Source organism: uncultured Pontibacter sp. (genome assembly GCF_947502515.1).
Classification (GTDB): Bacteria; Bacteroidota; Bacteroidia; order Cytophagales; family Hymenobacteraceae; genus Pontibacter.
Map to the genome: position 1 here is coordinate 734,003 of NZ_CANNAI010000002.1, position 21,351 is coordinate 755,353.

General features: G+C 52.0%; 18 protein-coding genes. 11 read left to right on the forward strand and 7 right to left on the reverse strand.

The features are described 5' to 3' along the window. The 5 genes from Q1A54_RS07885 (at window position 1) to Q1A54_RS07905 (ending at window position 5,041) form a co-directional block, all read left to right on the forward strand. Window positions 1-285 (forward strand): antibiotic biosynthesis monooxygenase family protein, encoded by a 285-nt coding sequence (locus Q1A54_RS07885; RefSeq protein WP_230392138.1) that lies wholly within the window; start codon window positions 1-3, stop codon window positions 283-285. Window positions 286-331: 46 nt separating this feature from the next. Continuing rightward, window positions 332-835 carry an ankyrin repeat domain-containing protein gene (locus tag Q1A54_RS07890; protein WP_196117866.1) on the forward strand — a complete coding sequence of 168 codons (504 nt, stop codon included), beginning with the start codon at window positions 332-334 and terminating at the stop codon, window positions 833-835. Between the two features lie 35 nt (window positions 836-870). Next, window positions 871-3,414 (forward strand): ATP-dependent helicase HrpB, encoded by a 2,544-nt coding sequence (hrpB, locus tag Q1A54_RS07895; RefSeq protein ID WP_299986512.1) that lies wholly within the window; start codon window positions 871-873, stop codon window positions 3,412-3,414. Window positions 3,415-3,613: 199 nt separating this feature from the next. After that, window positions 3,614-3,838 (forward strand): hypothetical protein, encoded by a 225-nt coding sequence (locus Q1A54_RS07900; protein ID WP_299986513.1) that lies wholly within the window; start codon window positions 3,614-3,616, stop codon window positions 3,836-3,838. A gap of 414 nt (window positions 3,839-4,252) precedes the next feature. Further along, the gene (locus tag Q1A54_RS07905; protein WP_299986515.1) at window positions 4,253-5,041 is read left to right on the forward strand and encodes a PPC domain-containing protein; all 789 of its coding nucleotides are present in this window, start codon (window positions 4,253-4,255) and stop codon (window positions 5,039-5,041) included. A gap of 213 nt (window positions 5,042-5,254) precedes the next feature. Here Q1A54_RS07905 and Q1A54_RS07910 read toward each other — a convergent pair whose 3' ends face one another. The 3 genes from Q1A54_RS07910 to Q1A54_RS07920 form a co-directional block, all read right to left on the reverse strand. Beyond that, window positions 5,255-6,655 carry a pitrilysin family protein gene (locus tag Q1A54_RS07910; protein ID WP_299986517.1) on the reverse strand — a complete coding sequence of 467 codons (1,401 nt, stop codon included), beginning with the start codon at window positions 6,653-6,655 and terminating at the stop codon, window positions 5,255-5,257. Window positions 6,656-6,660: 5 nt separating this feature from the next. Beyond that, on the reverse strand, window positions 6,661-8,112 hold the full coding sequence (locus Q1A54_RS07915) for a pitrilysin family protein (protein ID WP_299986519.1): 1,452 nt from the start codon (window positions 8,110-8,112) through the stop codon (window positions 6,661-6,663). A gap of 187 nt (window positions 8,113-8,299) precedes the next feature. Further along, complete coding sequence (locus Q1A54_RS07920; RefSeq protein ID WP_196117854.1) at window positions 8,300-8,872, reverse strand: fasciclin domain-containing protein; 573 nt, start codon at window positions 8,870-8,872, stop codon at window positions 8,300-8,302. A gap of 102 nt (window positions 8,873-8,974) precedes the next feature. Here Q1A54_RS07920 and Q1A54_RS07925 point away from each other — a divergent pair, with 102 nt between their 5' ends. Both Q1A54_RS07925 and Q1A54_RS07930 read left to right on the forward strand, forming a co-directional pair. Next, window positions 8,975-10,588: a class I SAM-dependent methyltransferase gene (locus tag Q1A54_RS07925; protein WP_299986521.1), complete on the forward strand. Its 1,614-nt coding sequence runs from the start codon at window positions 8,975-8,977 to the stop codon at window positions 10,586-10,588. A gap of 10 nt (window positions 10,589-10,598) precedes the next feature. Next, a complete protein-coding gene (locus tag Q1A54_RS07930) occupies window positions 10,599-11,066 on the forward strand; it encodes an N-acetyltransferase (protein ID WP_299986523.1) in 468 nt (155 codons plus the stop codon). On the opposite strand, the gene Q1A54_RS07935 is transcribed toward Q1A54_RS07930, so the two are convergent. Next, entirely contained in the window at window positions 11,041-11,538 is a 498-nt protein-coding gene (locus tag Q1A54_RS07935; protein ID WP_299986525.1) for a YceI family protein, read from the reverse strand. The two genes, Q1A54_RS07930 and Q1A54_RS07935, sit on opposite strands and share 26 nt — an antisense overlap. Window positions 11,539-12,050: 512 nt before the next feature. On the opposite strand from Q1A54_RS07935, the gene Q1A54_RS07940 reads away from it, so the two are divergent. Further along, entirely contained in the window at window positions 12,051-13,982 is a 1,932-nt protein-coding gene (locus tag Q1A54_RS07940) for a M13 family metallopeptidase (protein WP_299986923.1), read from the forward strand. A gap of 17 nt (window positions 13,983-13,999) precedes the next feature. Here the strand turns inward: Q1A54_RS07940 and Q1A54_RS07945 are convergent, their stop codons facing one another. After that, window positions 14,000-14,218, reverse strand: a complete 219-nt coding sequence (locus tag Q1A54_RS07945; protein WP_299986527.1) for a hypothetical protein — start codon at window positions 14,216-14,218, stop codon at window positions 14,000-14,002. A 24-nt stretch (window positions 14,219-14,242) separates the two neighbouring features. On the opposite strand from Q1A54_RS07945, the gene Q1A54_RS07950 reads away from it, so the two are divergent. Next, window positions 14,243-14,716 carry a (2Fe-2S)-binding protein gene (locus Q1A54_RS07950; protein WP_299986529.1) on the forward strand — a complete coding sequence of 158 codons (474 nt, stop codon included), beginning with the start codon at window positions 14,243-14,245 and terminating at the stop codon, window positions 14,714-14,716. Window positions 14,717-14,724: 8 nt separating this feature from the next. Next, the gene (locus tag Q1A54_RS07955; protein ID WP_299986531.1) at window positions 14,725-16,959 is read left to right on the forward strand and encodes a molybdopterin cofactor-binding domain-containing protein; all 2,235 of its coding nucleotides are present in this window, start codon (window positions 14,725-14,727) and stop codon (window positions 16,957-16,959) included. Window positions 16,960-16,976: 17 nt separating this feature from the next. Here the strand turns inward: Q1A54_RS07955 and Q1A54_RS07960 are convergent, their stop codons facing one another. Next, window positions 16,977-18,500: a malate:quinone oxidoreductase gene (locus Q1A54_RS07960; RefSeq protein WP_299986533.1), complete on the reverse strand. Its 1,524-nt coding sequence runs from the start codon at window positions 18,498-18,500 to the stop codon at window positions 16,977-16,979. Between the two features lie 285 nt (window positions 18,501-18,785). Here Q1A54_RS07960 and Q1A54_RS07965 point away from each other — a divergent pair, with 285 nt between their 5' ends. Further along, a complete protein-coding gene (locus tag Q1A54_RS07965; protein WP_299986535.1) occupies window positions 18,786-19,814 on the forward strand; it encodes a hypothetical protein in 1,029 nt (342 codons plus the stop codon). On the opposite strand, the gene Q1A54_RS07970 is transcribed toward Q1A54_RS07965, so the two are convergent. Then, window positions 19,811-21,343, reverse strand: coding sequence for a PAS domain-containing sensor histidine kinase (locus Q1A54_RS07970; protein WP_299986537.1), 1,533 nt, complete (start codon window positions 21,341-21,343; stop codon window positions 19,811-19,813). The genes Q1A54_RS07965 and Q1A54_RS07970 overlap by 4 nt on opposite strands. Window positions 21,344-21,351: the final 8 nt, after the last annotated feature.

The following is a 21,351-nucleotide window of genomic DNA, read 5'->3' on the forward strand; positions in this document are numbered from 1 at the left end:
ATGAGCCAGTTTGAGGTCGCCAACGATATGGCAGCCGATGTGAAGGAAGCATTCGTGAACCGACCGCACATGGTGGATCACGAGAAGGGTTTTCTGGGCATGAAGGTGTTTACACCACAGGAGAACGAAAATGAGTTCTGGGTGATGACCACCTGGACCGACGAGATCAGCTACAAGGAATGGTACAAAGAGCACATGAAGGAGTCGCACCAGGGTATACCGAAGGGCTTGAAGCTGGTACCGGGTAGCCTGAAAGTGCGTTTTTTTGACCTGGTGAGTGACTAAAAAAAATTTTTATCGTAGGTAAGGCCAGAACCAAACCCTTATACCTATGACCTTCCACTCTACAAGACCTGTTGATGTGCTGTTTGATGCTGCACGCCGCGGCGACCTCACCCTCCTGAAACAACTCATTGATGAAGGGGTTGACGTGAACGAACCGGGCCCTCGCGGATTCACACCGTTGATCATAGCCACCTATAACAACCAACCGGAAGCAGCCCGTATGCTCCTGGAAGCGGGAGCAGATGTAAACGCCCAGGACCAGGCTGGAAATACTGCCCTGATGGGGCAGTGCTTCAATGGCTACGAAGGTATAGCTGAGCTGCTGCTGGAGTATGGCGCCGACCTTGATGTGCAGAACGGTAGCGGCGGCACTGCCCTGATGTTTGCCACCATGTACGGCCGCAACAACATGGTCAAGTTCATGCTTGATCAGGGTGCGAACCGCGAACTTCGTGATGCACGTGGCCTGACAGCACAACAGATGGCTGCACAGGTGGGCAATGAAGAAGCCCTCAAGCTATTCGAAACCTCCACAGAAAGCACCACCTGATTATTTCTGGCTTATTTTTCTGAAATTGCGGCGACATGTCGTACGCCCTTTCCATACCTGAATTGCCGGAGCTGCCTGTAAAAGAAGCGCTCCCCAGCCTGCTACAAGCGCTCTCTCAAACTAACCGAGCTGTATTGGAAGCTCCCCCGGGAGCAGGCAAAACGACCCTGGTGCCGCTTGCCTTACTGCAGGCTGACTGGCTACAGGGAGGCAAAATACTGGTACTGGAACCACGGCGCCTGGCTACCCGTGCGGCAGCGCAACGCATGGCCGACCTGATGCAGGAGCCGCTGGGCCAGACGGTAGGCTACTGGGTACGCATGGAGCATGTTGTGTCAGCACGTACGCGTGTAGAAGTAGTGACAGAAGGCATCCTGACGCGCATGCTGCAGGAAGATCCCGCCCTGGAAGGTGTAGCCGCTATCCTGTTTGATGAATTTCATGAACGCAGCCTGCAGGCCGACCTGGGTCTGGCCCTGGCGCTGGATGCACAGGCAGTCCTCCGACCCGATCTGCGCATCGTGATCATGAGCGCCACCCTCGATGCGACAGGTATAGGCAAGTGGCTGCAGGCGCCGGTTATTCGGAGTGATGGCCGCCTCTACCCTATCGAAACGCACTACCTCACGCCTGCCGAAGTGGCCACTGCCGGCACCCGTCCCGCGGAGCGTTTGCAACAGCTGGTTCCAAGGGCGATCATGAAAGCGTTACGGGAAGAGCCTTCCGGCGATATCCTGGTGTTCCTGCCAGGTATGGGCGAAATGCGTCGGGTGGCCGAGCAGCTCGAAAACAGAATACCAGCAGATACAGAGCTGCACCTTTTGCACGGCGACCTGGCGCTAAGCCGGCAGATGGCAGCCATCCAGCCCTCCCCTTCCGGCAATCGAAAAATAGTACTCGCTACCAGCATTGCCGAAACCAGTTTGACCATCGAGGGTGTGAAGATCGTGGTGGACGGCGGATATGCCCGTGTGCCACGTTTTATGCCCCGAACCGGTCTGACCACGCTGGTTACCACGCCGGTATCAAAAGCAGCTGCTGACCAGCGCCGCGGCCGTGCCGGACGATTGGGACCGGGAGTCTGCTACCGGCTCTGGTCTACGGCTGATCAGCTGCAACTGCCCGAACGGCAGGATCCGGAAATATGCGAAGCTGACCTGGCGGGTCTGGCACTGGAATTAGCCCTGTGGGGTATAAAGGATGCTGCTGCGCTGCAGTGGCTGGACGCGCCGCCTGCAGCAGCCCTGTCCCTGGCACGTGACTTACTCCTGCGCCTGGAAGCACTGGATGCAGCAGGTCATGCCACAGCACATGGCAAGGCCATTGCTTCCATGGGTCTGACACCCCGTCTGGGACACCTGGTGATCAGGGGACATGAAATGGGTCTGACCGAAACGGCCTGCACCCTGGCTGCCTTGCTCGCGGAGCGTGACATCATCCGGTCACAACATCCCCATAGCACACCCCAGCCTGATCTGCCCTTGCGGCTCGAACTACTAACCGGTAAGCGCCCGCCTATGCCTGGCTACCAGCGTGATGAAAATGCCATCAGGCGCGTGCAGGAACAGGCGCAGCATTTGAGACAGCGTCTCCGTGCTTCCAAAGGAACGATCGAAGCCCACGCCTCAGGCATACTCACAGCACTGGCCTATCCAGACAGGCTGGCACAACGTGAAAGCACTGGCAAGGTACGGCTTATCACAGGCCAGCGCGCTTCGCTTCCCACTGAGTTATTCTCTGAAGCAGATTACTATGGCATCGCCCACCTCGATGCCGGGCAGCATCCGCGCATCCTGTTGGCAGCACCGCTCAGCAAAGAAGAAGTCCTTCAGCATTTTGAAACGCAGCTTATGCAAACCGAAGAAGTGCGCTGGGACAATGCGACTAACCGTGTAGTAGCACGACGGATTGTAAAGCTCGGCGCTTTGGTGCTGGAAGAAAAACAACTCACGCAACCTGACCCGGAGCAGATTGCCCAGGCACTGCTACAGGCACTGCAGGATAAAGGCGTAGCACGGTTGCCCTGGTCAGAGGAAGCGCTTCGCACCCGCCAGCGCATCACTTTTCTGCAGCAGCTGGCACCTGACAAATGGCCTGATGTATCAGACACTGCCCTGGAAGCGACGATGGAAGATTGGCTGCTACCGCACCTGGCCGGCTTGCGCAGCATGGAGCAGGTCAACCGGCTGGACTTTAATGGAATCCTGCTAGCTATGCTTAGCTGGGAGCAGCAGCAGGAGCTCGATCAACTGGCACCTACGCATCTCCCGGTACCCAGCGGTTCCCGTATAGCACTTGACTATACAGATCCCACTACACCGGTGCTGGCAGTCCGCCTGCAGGAGGTATTTGGCCTGCTCGACACCCCACGCATTGCCGCTGGCAAGGTCCCGCTGCTCATGCACTTGCTCTCTCCTGCATCAAGACCGGTGCAGGTAACCCGGGACCTGCGCAGCTTCTGGAACGCAGGCTACTTTGAGGTGCGAAAAGACCTCCGTGGACGCTATCCCAAGCACCATTGGCCTGAGGATCCACTGACGGCTATACCTACCCGAAGCACCAAACGGAGAGGTAGTTGAGCAGCACTTAATGGCAGCCTAATTACAGGCTGAACATACACCAGCATGTTTAAAATATAACATTATCAAGAATATAAAAATTAAAACAAACTGATTCACAACCTTTTAGAACACAGACAACGTACAAATTTATGAAAATCAATTCTGCCTTACTTAAAAGCAGATATTGTATCATAATCAGATTTAAAAAAATAAGACCATGAAAAAGATATTATATGCAGGTTTCGGTTTAATGTTTGGTATGATGGGCTTAGTGGCCTGTGATAACAGTGGAACCGGGGCTACAGAAAGTGATGGTACTGTTGTACATAAAGATTCTGTCGCTACCGAATATGAAGTAACTGAAACTGTAGTTGAACGCGATACCACAACTAATACCAGAACGGTGGATATAGACCGTGAGAATAATCCGGATAACAGATAAAAAATAAATTATTTTTTGGTTAAACGTAACCCGGCTACAATTGACGCCGTATAAAAGAACGGCTAAAAGTTGAAAAGTTAATTGTTACAGACTAATCTTTTCAAATAGAGAACAGCACCTTTACGAAGGTGCTGTTCTTTTTTTTGCCCATTCTGATTAGTATCCCTTCATCCTGCCGGTTGAGCGCTTCCCAATTATCTAAATGACAAATCAGTGTGCCCCTCTAAGCACAACCTGCAGTAATTTACTCTTCCATTGAACTTAAAATACCCAACTTTGGGTACTGACACAGGTACTTTACAGTGCTATATTTGCATTTTCTTATACATCATTAAACATCACTTTTATCTCAAATAACACTTTGGGGCGTTTCCTGCCTTTGCCAAACCAATAACCTCTACACACCTTATACCCATGAAGAAACATGTACAATTGCTGTTGCTATTGCTGATCGGCTTTGGCCTGAATAGTTGCGAACTAATTAATGACGCCTTTGAAGAAGCACTTGATTTTGAAGGCATTTTTGAATCACCTGACGGCATGGTGATTGAAGCGATCGGTGATAATGCCTACATCCTGAAAGTTGGCAAAACAACACAACTTGGTAAAACGACTTTACGGGTTGGCAATCCTTTTATGGTCGGTGTAAAGTACCGAAAGTCCAGCGAAGACTGGAGTGCTATCACGTATACCAGCCAAGGCGAGGCAGAAGAGCATGGTTTTAGCTATGACGGCAACAGCATTTATGTTTACCATGGCCCATTGGCACTTAGAAACTGGGCCAGAACCAATACCAGGCCATCCACAGGAGGTAGCACCCCAAGTACAGGCACACCGAGTACGGGTACACCGACAGGCGGCAATATCACCTTGCTAGATGTTAAAAATATTGAAGGTGCCCTTAACAGCACAAAAACTTATAAGATCACTGTGCCTTCTGGCACCAAAAAGCTGGAAGTAGTACTAAGTGGACTTGAAACTGGAGGCCGCCCTTTGTCGGACCTATTTGTACGCCGCGGACAGGCCCCTGTTATCAACCGCTCTAATGGCTACAGCTGGACAGCAGACTGTGCCAGTGTAAACCCGAATTATGACGATGAAGTATGTATTTTTAACAATCCTTCATCCGGAGAATGGTACCTCACCGTGTATGGTTACCATGCTTATTGGGGAGCTAACCTGAAGGCAGTCATCACCAAATAAAAAATATTTTCAAATACTCTGTAACCTCCCTGCAACTGCTGCCGTATAAAAGAATGGCTAAAAGTTGAAAAGTTAATTGTTACAGACTAATCTTTTCAATAGAGAACAGACTCCTGATAAAGGGGTCTGTTCTTGTTTTATACCTACCCCAAGAAATAAAAAGGGAGCCCTGACTGTTCAGGGCTCCCTTTTTCAGTTATAAGCACTAGCTGCCTAAAGCGGGTTCTTCTTCAGCTCCGCCTGGAATTTCTTCAACTGCGGATCAATTGCTTTTTTATCGCCGACTACCACCAGGGTCATGTTTTTAGGCCGCATGTACTTTTGGGCCGTCTGCTGTACCTGCTGTGGGGTAATGGCATGGATGTTCTGCACCTGGTTCTCCAGGAATGAATCCGGCAAGTCGTGGAGCTTCAGGAAATTAAGCTGCGACACAATGCCCCATGGAGAGGAATTGCGCAACACAAACAAACCAGCTTCATAGTTTTTGATGCCCTCCAACTCTTCCGGCGCAGGCGCCTCTGTAGCAAGTCGGTTGATTTCGTATAGAATTTCACGCAGCGAATTGCCTGTGTGCTCCGTGGTTACATCCGCCACCTGGGCCCAGTCTCCTACCCGGTAGCGGGCAGACAGTGAGCTGGAGGGTGAGTAGGTATAGCCTTTGTCTTCGCGGATGTTACGGGTAATACGCGAGCCAAACGAGCCACCTAACAGCGAATTGGTAACACGCAAGGCCATGTAATCAGGGTGCGAAGGATCCACAACCGGCAAACCAAACACAATGGTGGACTGTGGAGCCCCCGGTCTGTCTATGACGATCATATCGCTCTTCGTAACTGGCTTGGCAACCGTGATTTGTGGTGCAGCTCCTTTTCGCCAATCGCTCAGCTGATTGGTAACAGCCTCTTTCATGGCCCCCTGGTCAAACTTGCCGGCAACGTATACGGTAGTGCGGTCGGCTCCAAACTGCTGCTCGTAAAACTGCTGTACCTGCTCTCTCGTGAACCCATCAATCATTTCATCCGTCGGGAAATCACGTCCATAAGGATGGTTCGGGTAGAGCGCCCCTCTGAATTTGGATTGGGCAGTAGCACCCGGCTGCTGACGCAACAGGTTATTCTGGCGCTTGAAGTCATTTTTTATACGGGCCATTTCAGCTTCCGGAAATGCCGGATTTTTGAGCAGGTCAGCCATGATATCGACTAGTTGCGGGCCAAATTCTGACAGAGCAGAACCGGAAATCCAGGTTTCATTCGGCCCGACGCTTACGTATACTGAGCCGCCCAGGCGGGCTACTTCTTCAGCCAGCTGCCGTGCGTTTCGTGTCGCGGTGCCTTCCTGCATCAGGTTTCCCACGATGTCGGCCAAGCCGTTCTGCTTCTCCGTTTCATGCACGTTCCCGACCTGGACCACCATGCTCACGACTACCTTAGGCACGTCGCCGTAAGGGACCATCACGGCAGACAGCCCATTATCCAGTTCGAATTCCTGTTTGGCGGGCAGTTTAAAATCACGCGGCTGGCCCCCTTCCGGCGGCGTTTGTTTCTGAGCCATGGCCATACCTGCCGACAGGGTCAGGATGGCGCTCAGTGTTATGGTGAATATCTTTCTATACATGGCGCTTAGCTTTTTGCAAGTGGGTTAACAACTAAAACAGTACGATTGGTTGGGCGCAGGTACTCCTCTATCGTTTTGCGAAGGAGCTCAGGTGTCACCTTTTTGAACTCAGATTCCAAGCGGTTGATGCGGGACGGGTCATCGTCGAAAAGGGCGAAAGTGGCCAGCAGGTCTGCTTTTCCAAAACCGGAGGAAGCACTTACCTGATCATAGAGGGAGGAACGCATTTTCACGATCGCCAGGTCAATCAGCTCCTGGTCTATACCTTCCTGCTGCAACTTCTGTATCTCTGCATCGACCACTTTCACGATTTCGTCAGCATTTACGTTCTGGTCATGGATCAGGCTGCCCATCCAGAGCATCGGGCCATTGTAGTTGAACATGTTGCCCAGGAAAGCGTTGATGCCGCCATCCACAGAACTGGCATAGCCCCGCTCCTGCACCAGTGCCTGGTACAGGCGGCTGTCATTGCCCTGCAGCAGGATCTGGTCAAGCAGGCCCATCGCATAATACTCAGGAGAGTTGCGCTCAGGCATGTGGTAGGCGAAGGCCAAAGCCGGACGGTTAGCCAGCTTATCGTCTTTGGTGAAGCGCTGCTCTTTTTCCTGGCGCGGCTCACTCAGGTCAGGCAGCGAAGGAACATCCCCGGAAGGTATACCGGCGAAGTACTGCTGTATCCAGCGCTTGGCTTCGCTCGTTTCGAAGTCGCCTACAACAACCAGTACCGCATTGTTTGGCGAGTAATACGTATCAAAAAAAGACTGCACGTCCTCCAGACTGGCAGCGTCCAGATCCTCGAGGTCGCCGTAGAAGTTGTGTGCATTGTACCAGTTCTTATTGGCGTACTGTGGCATGTCAAGCCACGGAAAACCACCATAGGGCTGGTTCAACACGTTCACCTTCACTTCGTTCTTCACCACACCCTGCTGGTTGGTCAGGTTTTCCTGGGTGATGTTGAGCCCTTTCATACGGTCAGCTTCCGCCCAAAGCATGGTTTCCAACTTATGGGCCGGCACGATCTCAAAATAGTTGGTGAAGTCAAAACGGGTAGAGCCGTTCAGGATGCCGCCGTTTTTCTGCACCAGCTGAATAAACTCCATCTTGCCCAGGTTTTCGGAGCCCTGGAACATCATGTGCTCGAACAGGTGGGCAAAACCTGTGCGGTCCTTAGGCTCGATCCGGAAACCAATATTATAGTAGACCGCAATAGTGGCTAGGGGTGCCGTCTTGTCCTGTGACAGCACCACTTTCAGGCCATTGTCCAGGGTATAGTAGTCAACCGGAATCTGGTAGGCTGAAGCTGGAGAGGTATTCTCCGTAACTGTGTTGACGTTCTCAGCTGTGGTTGTAGCTGCTTCGGGGGTTTGGGTGGTTGTCCGCTGACCGCAGGCACTCAGGCTGAGTACCAGTGCCAGAGCACCCCATTTAACATAGTTTTGCAAAGGTGTGTGGTTCATAATGCACTGCTTTTAAGGTTGAAGATATGTTAATCCTTAATCCAGAACTTATTACGAAAACAAACTAAAATATATGCTAAAAAATATGTTAAATTTTAAAATACAGGTTTGTCTATATAAAAAAAGGCCTGAGTACCTAGACAAGGTACTCAGGCCTGCTAACCAATAAGTTATGGCTAGGGCCTCTTTACTGCGGCAACAATACCTGGTCTATTACGTGAATAATGCCGTTGGATGTAGGTATAGAGGCTAGAATCTTCACACCGTTTACGGTAGGCTGATCACCTTCCAGGCCAAGGTTTACACGACCTCCGTTCACCTGACCCAGGCTCATGTCGTTGTCAAAACGCTCAGCAGGGATCACGCCTACGTATACATGGTATTGCAGAATGTTGCGCAGGTCCTTGCGGCTCTCTGGTTTCATAAGGCCGTCTACTGTGCCGGCAGGTAGTTTATCGAAAGCAGCGTTTGTCGGGGCAAACACAGTGAAAGGACCGGCATTGGTCAGGGCATCCACGAGCCCGGCGGCTTTTACGGCAGCTACCAGGGTGGTGTGGTCTTTTGACCCGGCCGCTACCTGCACTACGTTCTGCTGCGACTGGTCATCGGCTACAGCGGATTGGCCAGCTCCATGATCCATCGCTGCATGATCTGTATTAGTTTCAGTGGCCGCCACCGCCGTGTCTTGCTCGTTGGCAGAGTTGCAAGAGGTCACCAGACCAAAAGCAATTGCTATCAAGGTTACATGTAAACTTTTCATTTTATTTGAGTGGTTTAGTTTGATGGTGTAATATTCCGTAAATTTCTATCCTTGAAGGATGACTGCGATTAGTTAAAAAGATGATATTCGTTACTATTTGATATGAGAAGTAAAAGCGAACTTCGGGAAACCATCTTCCGTCACCTGGATGGTATTGTAACAGCCCCTACGGCCTATACCTTACACAAACACAGTGTGTTAGATTATCTGCTGCAAGAGCAGGAAGCAACTCTGGAGGAGCTGGTGACTAAGTTTAAAGCGAACGACGGCTACCTGAATGTGGCGCTGCGAGTGCTATGCTCACAGGGCTGGCTGTCACAGGACCTCGACAATGCCGCTGACCGGATCTCTTACCGTGTGACCGAAAGAGGCCGAATGGCTTTCCCATTGGTACACCTGTATAAAGATGTGGTGGAGCTGATGCAGCTCTCTGGCCAGTATCACGCCCGCAAGTTTGAGAAAGAGCCTTACCAATTCTGGGCAAAAGTAGCAGATAGGTATAAGGCGGGCTACGGACTGACAGAACCTGCCAACGAAGAAGAGCGAAGTGTGCAGGTACAGGTACTGAAGCACATTGAAGGACTGTTGATGGGGCCTACCATTGTGTTATTGGGTATGAATGGGATGTTTCACAAATACTTTATGGAAAGCCGCTTCAGCCCGGAGGAATTTCATGAAAATCATGAAGACTTCCGCAAGATACTGGATCTGTTCGCTCACCTGGGCTGGTTCCGCAAAGTGCGCGACCAGTACGAATACACGGAAGAGGGCGTGTTTTTTGCCAAACGGGGCAGCGCGTATGGTGTGACTGTATCGTACATTCCTACCTTCCGCCATCTCGACGACCTGATCTTCGGCAACCCCAACGTGCTCTGGGACAAACCGGAGGGAGCACCTGAACTGCATGTGGACCGCGAAATGAATGTATGGGGCAGCGGCGGCGCGCATGCTACCTACTTCAACGTGATCGACGAGATCATCATCGAGCTTTTCAACCGGCCTATCCATGAGCAGCCGAAAGGCATACTGGACATGGGTTGCGGTAACGGCGCCTTTCTGCAGCACATGTTTGATGTGATCGAACGACAGACCGAACGCGGTAAAGTACTGGACCAACACCCCCTCTTTCTGGTGGGAGCTGACTATAACCAGGCTGCTCTCAAAGTAACGCGGGCCAACCTGATCAAGGCGGATATCTGGGCTAAAGTGATCTGGGGTGACATCGGTCGTCCGGACCTGCTGGCAGATGACCTGCGCGAGAACTACAACATTGACCTGCGCGAGCTCCTTAACGTGCGCACCTTCCTGGATCATAACAGGATCTGGGAGCGTCCGGCGCAACGCGATCCGAACCGCCTGAGTCAGTCTACCGGAGCCTTTGCTTTCAGAGGCAAGCGGATAAGCAACAATGAGGTGGAGGACAACCTGCTGGAGCACCTCAAAAAGTGGACGCCTTATGTGGATAAGTTCGGCCTATTGACTATGGAACTGCACACCATACCCCCTGCCCTGGCAGCTGCCAACCTGGGCAAAACGGCCGCCACTGCCTATGATGCAACCCATGGATTCTCAGATCAATACATCGTAGAGGTGGAAGTATTTCATAAAGTGGCAGGAGAAGCTGGTTTGCATCCAGACAAAGGTGCCTTCCGTCGCTTCCCGGACTCTGACCTGGCTACGATCAGCATCAATTTGCTGAAGGGCATTCAAGACTAAGCTTACTCCAATGCTCACTATCCGCAAAGCAGAACTCGCTGATCTAAAGGCAGTGAAAGCCATCGACCAGTTGTTGTTCGGAGCTGACAGCTACCCGCTTTTTGTGCTGCGACAGTTCTATGATATCACGGGAGAATACCTGCTGGTGGCTGAAACCGGAGGAGAAGTGGTGGGCTACATGCTGGCACATCTTGACAAAGGAAACAGGAAAGGCTGGCTGCTCTCTCTCGGCGTGCTTCCTGCGCACCGGGGCAAGCGCATTGGTGAGAAGCTGATGGCGGCTACTATGGCCTCGATGGAAAAACAGGGTGCTTCCATCCTATACCTGACCGTACATCCTGACAATGCAGCCGGCATCAGCATCTATACCCGGCTAGGCTTTGCCGAGGAGCAGGAAGAGGCAGACTATTACCTGGACAACAGTCCGCGACTCTTGATGAGCAGGCGAATTTCTACTCAACCGGATATAGCATGTTAAAATCCACCTGCAGGTTGTCCTTTACCTTCATCATTAATATGGAGGGTCGTTTAATCCTGAACTCTTCCAAGCTGATCTCAAATCCACCGGTCACAAGCAGCCGTTGCTGCTGCCTTTGCTGTTGTGCCACGAACTGAATCTCCCGGGTTATACCATGAAAAGTAAGCTCCCCTGTTACGGTCAGGTTGCCGTTGTGCTCACTGATGTTTGAACTGACGAAGGAAACTGTTGGGTATTTGTCTGCTTCAGTAACCTCCAGCATATCACGGTCCCGGGCACGGTTGCCGCTATCAAAAGAGCGCACTGGCACCGATACTTCAACCTGCTGAATGCCTTTGCCATCAACCATTAACAATTGGCTGTTAACCTGTGCACTTTCCCCGTTCACCGTATGCAAAGCATGCTTTAAGGTATAGGTAATCCTGCTTTCCGGCAAAGCTAAGCGTGATTTTTGCTGTAAGGCTTCAGACACAGGCTGGAAAGCCATTATGAGTATAGCAAGGCTAAATAACAGGGTATGCAAGGCAGTTAGCTACATACCTTTAATATACTATCAGGCCCCGACCAAAGTTGATCGAGCACTTCAAAGACATGCTACCATGCAAAGCATTTTAAAGGTGCAATGGCCGGCCAGCAAACTATAAACAGTATTTCTATGTTATGGTACCTGAATCGCCCAAAGGGTAGTAAGCTCACAGCGGCAAGAAAAAATAAACAGCATTATTTCGCTAATTAGCCTTATTTTAGGGCATTCAAACGAGGCCTGTCCAAAGGGCATCTGTTTGAGCATTTTAAAACAATCAATCTAACATGAAAAACACAAAAGATACTGCTAATCTGTCACAGACTGTGAAAGAGTCGTCTGTCTGGAAAAACCGCCTGAGACTGTTGCTTTTCGGAGCAGCAACTTTTTGCGCAGTAGAGGTTTCCGCACAGAATGGTGGTAACCCTGCCGGTCAGGCCAAGTTCATCGACAAGTCGAACATGGACACGAAAGTGAAGCCTGGTGACGACTTCTATACCTACGCCAATGGCGTATGGCTGCGTAACAACCCGGTTCCGGCCAAGGAAACCCGCTGGGGAAGCTTTAACCAGCTCCGCGATTTCAACATCATTGCCGTTCGCACGATTCTGAACGAATCTGCTGCCAAAACCAATGCCCCTGCCGGTTCAGTAGAGAAGCGCGTAGGTGACTTCTATGCCGCCGCCATGGACAGCGCTGCCATCGACAAGCTGGGCTATACTCCGATCAAAGCTGACCTGGACCGCATCAAAGGTTTGCAGGACATCAACGCTGTACTGAACGAGGTAGCTTACCTGCGTAGCACAGGTGCCGCAGCTCCTATGTTTGGCTTCTACGTGGGCCAGGACCGCAAGAACGTAGAGGTAATGATTCCACAGCTTAGCCAGGGCGGCACGACCCTGCCTGACCGCGATTACTACCTGAAGAATGATGCCCGCAGCACCCGTATTCAGGATGCCTACAAAACCTACATCACAAAACTCTTCACGCTGACCGGCACAGACCAGGCGACTGCGCAGAAAAATGCTGAGACCATCTTCAACATCGAGAAGAAAATGGCTGAGGCGCAGATGGCCCGTGTTGAGATGCGCGACCCGCACAAGACTTATAACAAATTTGCCGTAGCCGACTTCAGCAAGACCACGCCAAACATGGACTGGAAGCAGCTAATGACTAAGCTGAAAGTGACGGGTGAAGACACGATCCTGGTGAACAATCCGAAGTTCTTCACAGAGCTGAACACCATGCTTACGTCTACTCCGGTTGCTGACTGGCAGACTTACCTGCAGTTCAACGTATTGAAGTCTGCAGCGCCATACCTGAGCTCTGACTTTGTAGATGCCAACTTCGCATTCACCCAGACATTGTCTGGGCAGAAGGTACAGACGCCACGCTGGCAGCGCATGTCTCAACTGACAGATGGCACTATAGGTGAGCTACTTGGACAGCTGTACGTACAGAAACACTTTAAGCCTGAAGCAAAGGCTCGTATGGATGAAATGATCGCTAACCTGATCAAAGCCTACGAGATCCGCATCAAAGGTCTGGACTGGATGTCACCTGAGACAAAAGAAAAAGCCCTGGCCAAACTCTATACCTTCCGTCCGAAAGTTGGTTACCCAGAGAAATGGAAAACGTACGAAGGTCTGGAAGTGAACCGCAACGCCTTCTTCCAGAACGTGCGTAACGCCGGCCAGTGGGGTTACAATGACATGATCAGCCAGTTGGGCAAGCCAGTAGACAGAACCAAGTGGGGTATGACACCTCCGACTGTAAACGCTTACTACAGCCCGGTGATGAACGAGATCGTGTTCCCGGCAGGTATTCTGCAGTTCCCGTTCTTCGATCCAAACGCGGATGATGCTGTAAACTACGGTGGTATCGGTGCTGTGATCGGTCACGAGATCTCCCACGGTTTCGATGATTCCGGTAGCCAATACGACAAAGACGGTAACCTGCGCAACTGGTGGACGGACACTGACCGTGCCCGTTTCCAGGAGAAGGCTGACCAGTTGGTGAAGCAGTTCAACGACTACACCGTACAGGACACGATCCATGTGAATGGCAAGCTAACTCTTGGTGAGAACATTGGTGACCTGGGCGGCCTGAGCGCTGCTTACGAAGCCTTCAAAATGACCAAGCAGGGCAAGTCGAACAAGAAGATCGATGGCTTTACACCGGATCAGCGCTTCTTCCTTTCGTGGGCACAGGTATGGAGAACCAACATCCTTCCTGAAACAGAAGCACAGCTTATCCTTACAGACACGCACTCACCGGGCAAATACCGTACTATCGGTGCACCAGTGAACATGGATGCCTGGTACAAGGCCTTCAATGTGAAGCCAGGTGATAAGCTATACATTGCGCCAGAGAACAGAATCAGAATCTGGTAATCAGCGCTAAGCTTATTTTACAAAGCCCTCCCGACAATGCTGTCGGGAGGGCTTTGCTGTTTTAAGTAGTTTATTACTCTGAGTCGCCTACCTATACCTATACCTATACCTATACCTATACCTATACCTATACCTATACCTATACCTATACCTATACCTATCAGAGGCGGACAGAGCTGGTAACCAAAGTGATACCCGAGCGTAACCCAAAAGGATAAGCTTATAGCAAGCAGCAAGCTTCCAACCGCAAGTACACCGCCATGTCGCAGCAATTCAGATTGAACATTAATGGTCGTCAGGTTTCTGTCACGGCTGACAAGGACACCCCTCTCCTGTATATCCTTCGGGATGACCTGCAGCTTAACGGGCCTAAATACGGCTGCGGCATTGCCCAATGCGGCTCCTGTATGGTGCTCGTAAACGGGGAGGCGCGAACTTCTTGTGTAATGCCTGTATCTGCTGTCGGAAATGCGAAGATCACAACAATCGAAGGCATAGGCACTGCCGAAAAACCCCATCCACTGCAGCTGGCTTTTCAGGAAGAGCAGGCTGCCCAGTGTGGCTACTGCCTGAACGGTATGGTGGTCACCGCCAAAGCCCTGCTCGACCGGCAGACATCGCCAGGGCCGGATGATATAAAAGAAGGAATGAATAAGGTGCTTTGCCGGTGTGGCACCTACTCCCGCATACTGAAGACAGTGCAACGCGCAGCCGGAACCAGCAACAAAGGATAAGCCTCCCCATGAAAGACTCCTTCCAACTCCCCCCTGTTAACCGACGCTCCTTCCTGAAACAATCCGGTCAGTTGCTGATCGGATTCAGCCTTTTCCCGATGGTCATGTGCAGCCCCGACAACAAGGATGGCGACCAGACTAAAGTTGAGGAACAGCCCGGACGGGCAGGTGCGGACGACATTGACTCCTGGATCAGGCTGCGGGAAAACGGCACCGTGACCGTCATCACCGGCAAACAGGAGCTCGGGCAAGGTATACGCACCGCCCTGATGCAAATGGCGGCAGAAGAGCTGGACGTGCGCATGGATAGGGTGAGCATCATCACAGCGGATACCAGGCAGACGCCTGACGAACGCTACACAGCGGGCAGTCGCTCGATTGAAAGCAGTGGCCGGGCCATCAGACAGGCAGCAGCAGAAGCCCGTATGCGCCTGCTACAATTAGCGGAAGAAAAGCTTAATGTGAAGGCTGACCAACTGGTAGTAAGGGATGGAGTAGTACAGGCAAAAGGCAACAGCCAGCAAAGCATCAGCTACTGGGAACTGCTCAGCGGCAAAAAGATCAGCGGCAAGATTAGTGGCAACGCCCCCCTAAAAAACCCTGCCGATTATCAACTGGTCGGTCAGCCTTTACCCAGGCAGGAAATCATTCAAATGGCCACCGGCGGGGAAGTGTTTGTACACAATATGCGCTTACCGGGGATGGTGCACGCCCGCGTTCTTCGCCCGCCTGGCTATGGCGCTACCCTGCAGGCTATACCTGAACAGCGGGTCTCAAAAATGCCGGGCGTGCTGAGAGTGGTGCGGAATGGCAGTTTTGCTGCCGTTATTGCCTCAAAAGAGTATCAGGCAATACAGGCTTTGGAGGCATTGAAGGCTGAAGCCACGTGGGAGTCTGGACCTGCATTGCCTCCACAGGAAGAGCTGTTCCAGGCCATGCAAAAGGTGCGCGAAGGGCAGGCCGTGGAAGAAAGTGACAGCATACAAGACACCCTCCAAACAGCCGCCCTCCAGCACGAAGCCACTTATACCCGACCCTATCACATGCATGCCTCCATGGGTCCTTCCTGCGCCCTGGCCCTGTGGGAAGAAAATCGACTCACTATCTGGACACACAGCCAGGGCGTGTACCCGCTCCGAAACTCCATCGCAGACATGCTGCAGCTTGACAAAGAGCAAATAGACGTGATCGGGGTGCCCGGTGCAGGTTGCTATGGGCATAACGGCGCTGACGACGTGGCAGCCGATGCCGCCTTGCTGGCTCGCAGTCTGTCCGGCTACCCAGTAAGGGTACAGTGGATGCGCGAGGATGAGCACAGTTGGGAGCCTTATGGTTCTGCCATGGTCCTGCAGTTACGGGCCGGCCTGGACAAGCAGGGGAAAATTGTCGGTTGGGATACCCAGATCTGGTCAGACTCCCACAGCACCCGTCCGGGCGGTGAAGCCGGCCACCTACTGGCAGCCCAATACCTGGAAGACCCTTTTGAGAAGCCAAGCGGAGGCTACTCAGGCGGCAACCACCGCAATGCGAGCCCGCTGTATGATTTCCCGGATGTGCGGATTGTATCCCACCCTTTTACTGGTCCGCTACGTACCTCGGCACTTCGTGCACTGGGTGCCTACGCCAACATCTTTGCGCTGGAGTCATTCATGGACGAAATGGCTGTGCTGGCCAAGCAGGACCCGCTTACATTTAGAATGAAGCACCTCCGTGACGAACGTGGACAAGCGGTACTCGAAGCTGCTGCAAAAGGAATTGGCTGGGATATGCGCTCTAAAACCGATCATGGATTAGGTATAGCCTTTGCGCAATACAAGAACGAGGCGGCCTACTTTGCGGTAGCGGCAGAAGTAGCCTATGACAGGAAGGCGCAGGAACTACAGCTGATCCGACTGGTAGGTGCTATTGATGCCGGGCAGACCATCAACCCCGACGGACTTAAAAACCAGACAGAGGGTGGCATGATACAATCTGCCAGCTGGACACTGCTGGAGCAGGTCACCTACGACAACAGCCGCGTAACGAGCCGTAACTGGGACACCTACCCCATCCTGCGGTTCAGGCAGGTGCCAGAAGTGGAAGTACTGGTGCTGGACCGGCCGGAGCTTCCTCCGCTAGGAGCCGGAGAAACAGCACAGGGACCGACCGCTGCTGCCATCGCCAACGCCATCTACCGCGCGACAGGCAAACGCATGCGCGACCTGCCCATCACCCCGGATAAGATCCTAAACAATAAGTCATAACGATATCTGACTTCTATCTATACTTCGTTTTTAACTGTATTCTGCAGACCTAGCACCTCACTGGTCCAACTGCGTACTTTACGCAGCAGTTCAGCATCCTGGGCCAAGGACTCGCCATAAGAGGGGATCATCTCTTTCAACTTCTTCTGCCATGCTTCGCTCTGCATTTTCTCCGGAAAGCAGCGGTCGAGCAGGCTGATCATAATGGAAACAGCCGTAGAGGCACCCGGAGATGCCCCCAACAGGGCTGCCAGCGAACCATCCGCACCAGCGACTATTTCGGTGCCAAACTCCAGCACACCGCCCCCTTTCGGACCTTTCTTGATGACCTGTACCCGCTGTCCGGCTACTTCCAGTTTCCAGTCTTCACCGCGGGCCTCGGGGTAATACTGTCGTAAGGCTTCTACCCGCTCGTCGGGTGACTGCCGCACCTGGTTGATCAGGTACTGCGTCAGCGGCATGTTCTTCACGCCTGCTGACAGCATCGGGTGCAGGTTGTTTACTTTGAGTGAGAGTGGCAGATCAAAGAAAGAGCCATTCTTCAGGAACTTGGTTGTAAAGCCGGCATAAGGGCCAAAAAGCAGTTCCCGCTTACCATTGATAAAACGGGTATCGAGGTGGGGTACCGACATAGGCGGAGAGCCGACGGAGGCCTTTCCGTACACTTTGGCATGGTGCTGCTCGACCACGTCCGGATTGGTGCACTTGAGCCACTGGCCGCTCACCGGAAAACCGCCAAAACCCTTGCCCTCTGGTATACCTGACTTAAGCAGCAGTGGCAGGGCTCCACCACCAGCCCCGATAAAGACAAAGTTTGCTCTTACCTTATGCTTCACCCGTGTCTCACGATGCCTCACACGCACGCTCCAGCGGTTGTCTGGCCGCTGCTTCAGCCTGCGCACGTCATAGCCGAAGTGTAGTTGCACACCCTCCATTTTGCACAACTGCTCAAACATGCAGCGGGTGAGCGCGCCGAAATTAACGTCAGTGCCGAGGTCCATACGCGTAGCCGCTACTTTCTCCAGCAGGTCACGTCCCTCCATTACCAGCGGAATCCAGGACTTCAGCTGTTCGCAGTCCTCTGTATACTCCATCCCCTCAAACAGGTGGCATTTGGTAAGGGCAGCATGACGCTTACGAAGGAACTCCACATTGGCATCGCCCCACACAAAACTCATGTGGGGAATACTCCGGATAAAGTTTTCGGGTATCTTTATGTGGTCTTCCTGAATCAGGTATGCCCAGAACTGCCGTGATATTTCAAAGGACTCGGCGATACTGACAGCTTTGGAAGTATCGGTTGTACCATCCGCTTTTTCAGGGGTATAATTCAGTTCACAGAAGGCGGCATGGCCGGTACCGGCATTGTTCCAGGCGTCCGAGCTTTCAGCGGCCGCTTCATCCAGCCTTTCGAGCACCGTGATCCGCAGATCAGGCTGCAGCTCTTTTAGCATCATACCCAGCGTGGCGCTCATAATCCCCGCTCCTATCAGTACTACATCCGCCTCCGAAACATCAGGCAGTCCTTGTCCAGTTTTCATAAAAATTCAAGCTTGTTGTTCAGTAGCTATACTACGTAGTTACCTGTTTTTGGTATGCTATCCGAAAATCATTCTAATTTTTTCAAGTTCCGGACTACTGGCCAAAGTAGAATTCCAGCGGGTGAACGGCAAGAATCTGATGGTGAATGGCTGGTGCTTCTTTCTTCGGACGAGCAGTTTACAATATTTTATAAGCACCTTGAACTCAAATACTTATATTGCGGTTGGTAAATCATCCCACACAACCATTACGCTACCAAAACCTACTGACAGCACAGCTGTCTTATGAAACAAATGTTAAATATGAGTATCTCCTTCTTGAATTTCCCAATACCTCAGTATGCTGGTTCCAGATCACTCTACCCAACTGCTGACCAGCAGCAAGCCGATATTCTCTCTGTACGCTTTTGTCCGAAGTTCAAACTGCTGTGCTGCAAATGGGAACGTATCACGACCTCAGCTGAACTAAGGCAATCTGTTCGCCTGTTAGCCCGTGCAGTTGCCATCCTGAAGGCAGAACTTATATTAGTCGAGATACCGGTGCAATACCACGTGTCTAACGAAGACCGGCAGTGGGCTCAAAAATTCATGACCGATGCGCTACAGTATACCTCAATCAGGCAGGTAGCCCGTTTAGTGCCGACACAGGAGCAAAGTAATCTGGTGCGCGAAGCGATACTGAAACTGGGAGAAATGCCCTATGAAGCCAGGATGTTTGAAGACCGGGAAGTGGCTTTGCGCTGGTTGATGGGCGATGACTACCAGGCAGTTTCGGGTGAAGACTTCATCCGGATTCCACTTCACTTCAATTTGAAAATGATACGCTCGGGACTGAAGGCCAGAGGCCAGGCCACTGTAGCGGTTGCTCCTGCTCAGAGCGGTAACCCGACCAGCGTGCCCGAGCCGCTTCCGGATTTGATCAGCATTGAAACAGACTTTGTATCGATCATGCTGGACAAGGCGAAAAGCATCATGAACATCCGCTGGAAAAAAACGCCGCAGAGCAGACAGTACCGGTATGGCATGCTCAAGGCAGCCCGCGCCTTGATGGAGCACCGCTTAGAGCGACTGCTGCTCAATAACCAGCGGCTGGGGGTGCTCACGCTCGAAGATCAGGGCTGGCTGATTTCAACGGCACAGCAAATGCTCCCTAAACTGAACCTGCGAAAACTGGCGGTGATAACCTCTGCGGATGCCCTGCAGCAAATGAGCAGCGAAAATATAGGCAAGAAGCTAAAGCAGGCTGCCCTGAACCATCAGGCTCACTACTTCCTGGCGGAGGAGGATGCCCTGGAATGGCTGAGGGTGGACTAAAGGCGCTTGATTTGCACAGGCAATGAAACTGTAAACGTGGTGCCCTCCCCTTCCTTACTTGTTACAGTTACCGTGCCACCGCTGTTGCTTACAATACGCTTCACTATGTAGAGGCCAATGCCGCTACCCTGCACGTGCATATGCATCCGTTTGAATAACTGGAAAACTCTGTCCTGTCTGCCAGCAGGGATGCCCAGGCCATTGTCCTGCACGCTCAGCAGAAAGCGGTCCTGCTCTATAGCAGTCCGGACCTTAATGTGAAGTTGACGTTGCGGAGCGTAGTACTTGATTGCATTGCTCATCAGGTTGAGCAGTATGCTTTTAAAGTTTTTGCGGGAAAATAAAATGTGGGGAGCCTGCTGGATGTCTACTTCAATCACGGCACCGGTTTTGTCTATTTCGGGCTTTAGCAGCTGTTGTACATCGGCTACCATGTCGGCTACCCTAAGCTCGCTCGCCTCCTGTCCAAAGCTGCGCTGAATGCGGGCTACTTCTGTGAGGTCCTCGATCGTGGCCTTGAAGCGCTCTACCGAGCGCCGGATGTGTTCCAGTTCGGGCACCTCTCCCAGTTGCTGACTAAGGCTTTCCTCCAAAAGGTTAACCAGGCCTTCTATGTTCAGGATAGGTGATTTGAGATCATGCGAGGCTGTGTATACAAAGGTGTCCAGGTCTTCGTTCACTACCCGGAGTTCTTCGTTGAGCTTCTGCAGTTCATCCACATGCGCCAAGGTGCGTTGCCGGGCCTGTGTGGCCTCTGTCACATCATTAACGATCACGATCTTGTAAGGAGAGGAGCTTTCGGCATCAATATCACCAATCGATATCTCCAAGAACTTGTGGGTATCACCTTTTACCAGCTCAAAAATGCGCTTCTGCTTGCTATGGTAACCGTCGGAAATAAAATCCTGCAGAGCGGTCCGTTCATTTATAGGAAAATGGTCGGCAAAGGCAATGCCTAGTATTTCCCGGTCGGTGCGGCCCAGCAGGCGCACAATGTAATTATTCACGTTGAGCACCGTGCCATCCTTTGCCAGTAGCGCTGCTCCGATCGGTGCCTCATCCAGTACACGGGCCATGTAGTTAACCCGGACTTTCTCCATGTAGTTAGGCGTAAAGGCCGTAATGGAAGAGCTGGCGGATCGAATGCGCACATAACTGCGACGCTGTTCGGTACGTTGCACAGCATCCTCCACGATCGGAACTAAGCCGGTACCGAGTTCATTTGTAACGGCTTGTATGGTCGGTCCCACAAAGGGCGCAAACTGAAGGGCGTTCTTTACTTTCTGGTGGTTTGCTTTATCATTGATCAGCAGGATAGAAATGGCCTTGTCTCTGGAGTATGACTCCTGTGCGATACGGACCGGGTTCAGGACCTGCTCACCTACCAGCAGCGTGTCACAGGACGCCAGGCTGGCACTGTCTCGCAGTATATCTTCTTCCCTGACTGCCTGCAAGGTGATTTCCTCCAGCTCTTCCTGAAAGAGGTGCAGGGTATCTTCGTGCAGTCCTATGTAATAGACACATTTCATCTTAGCCG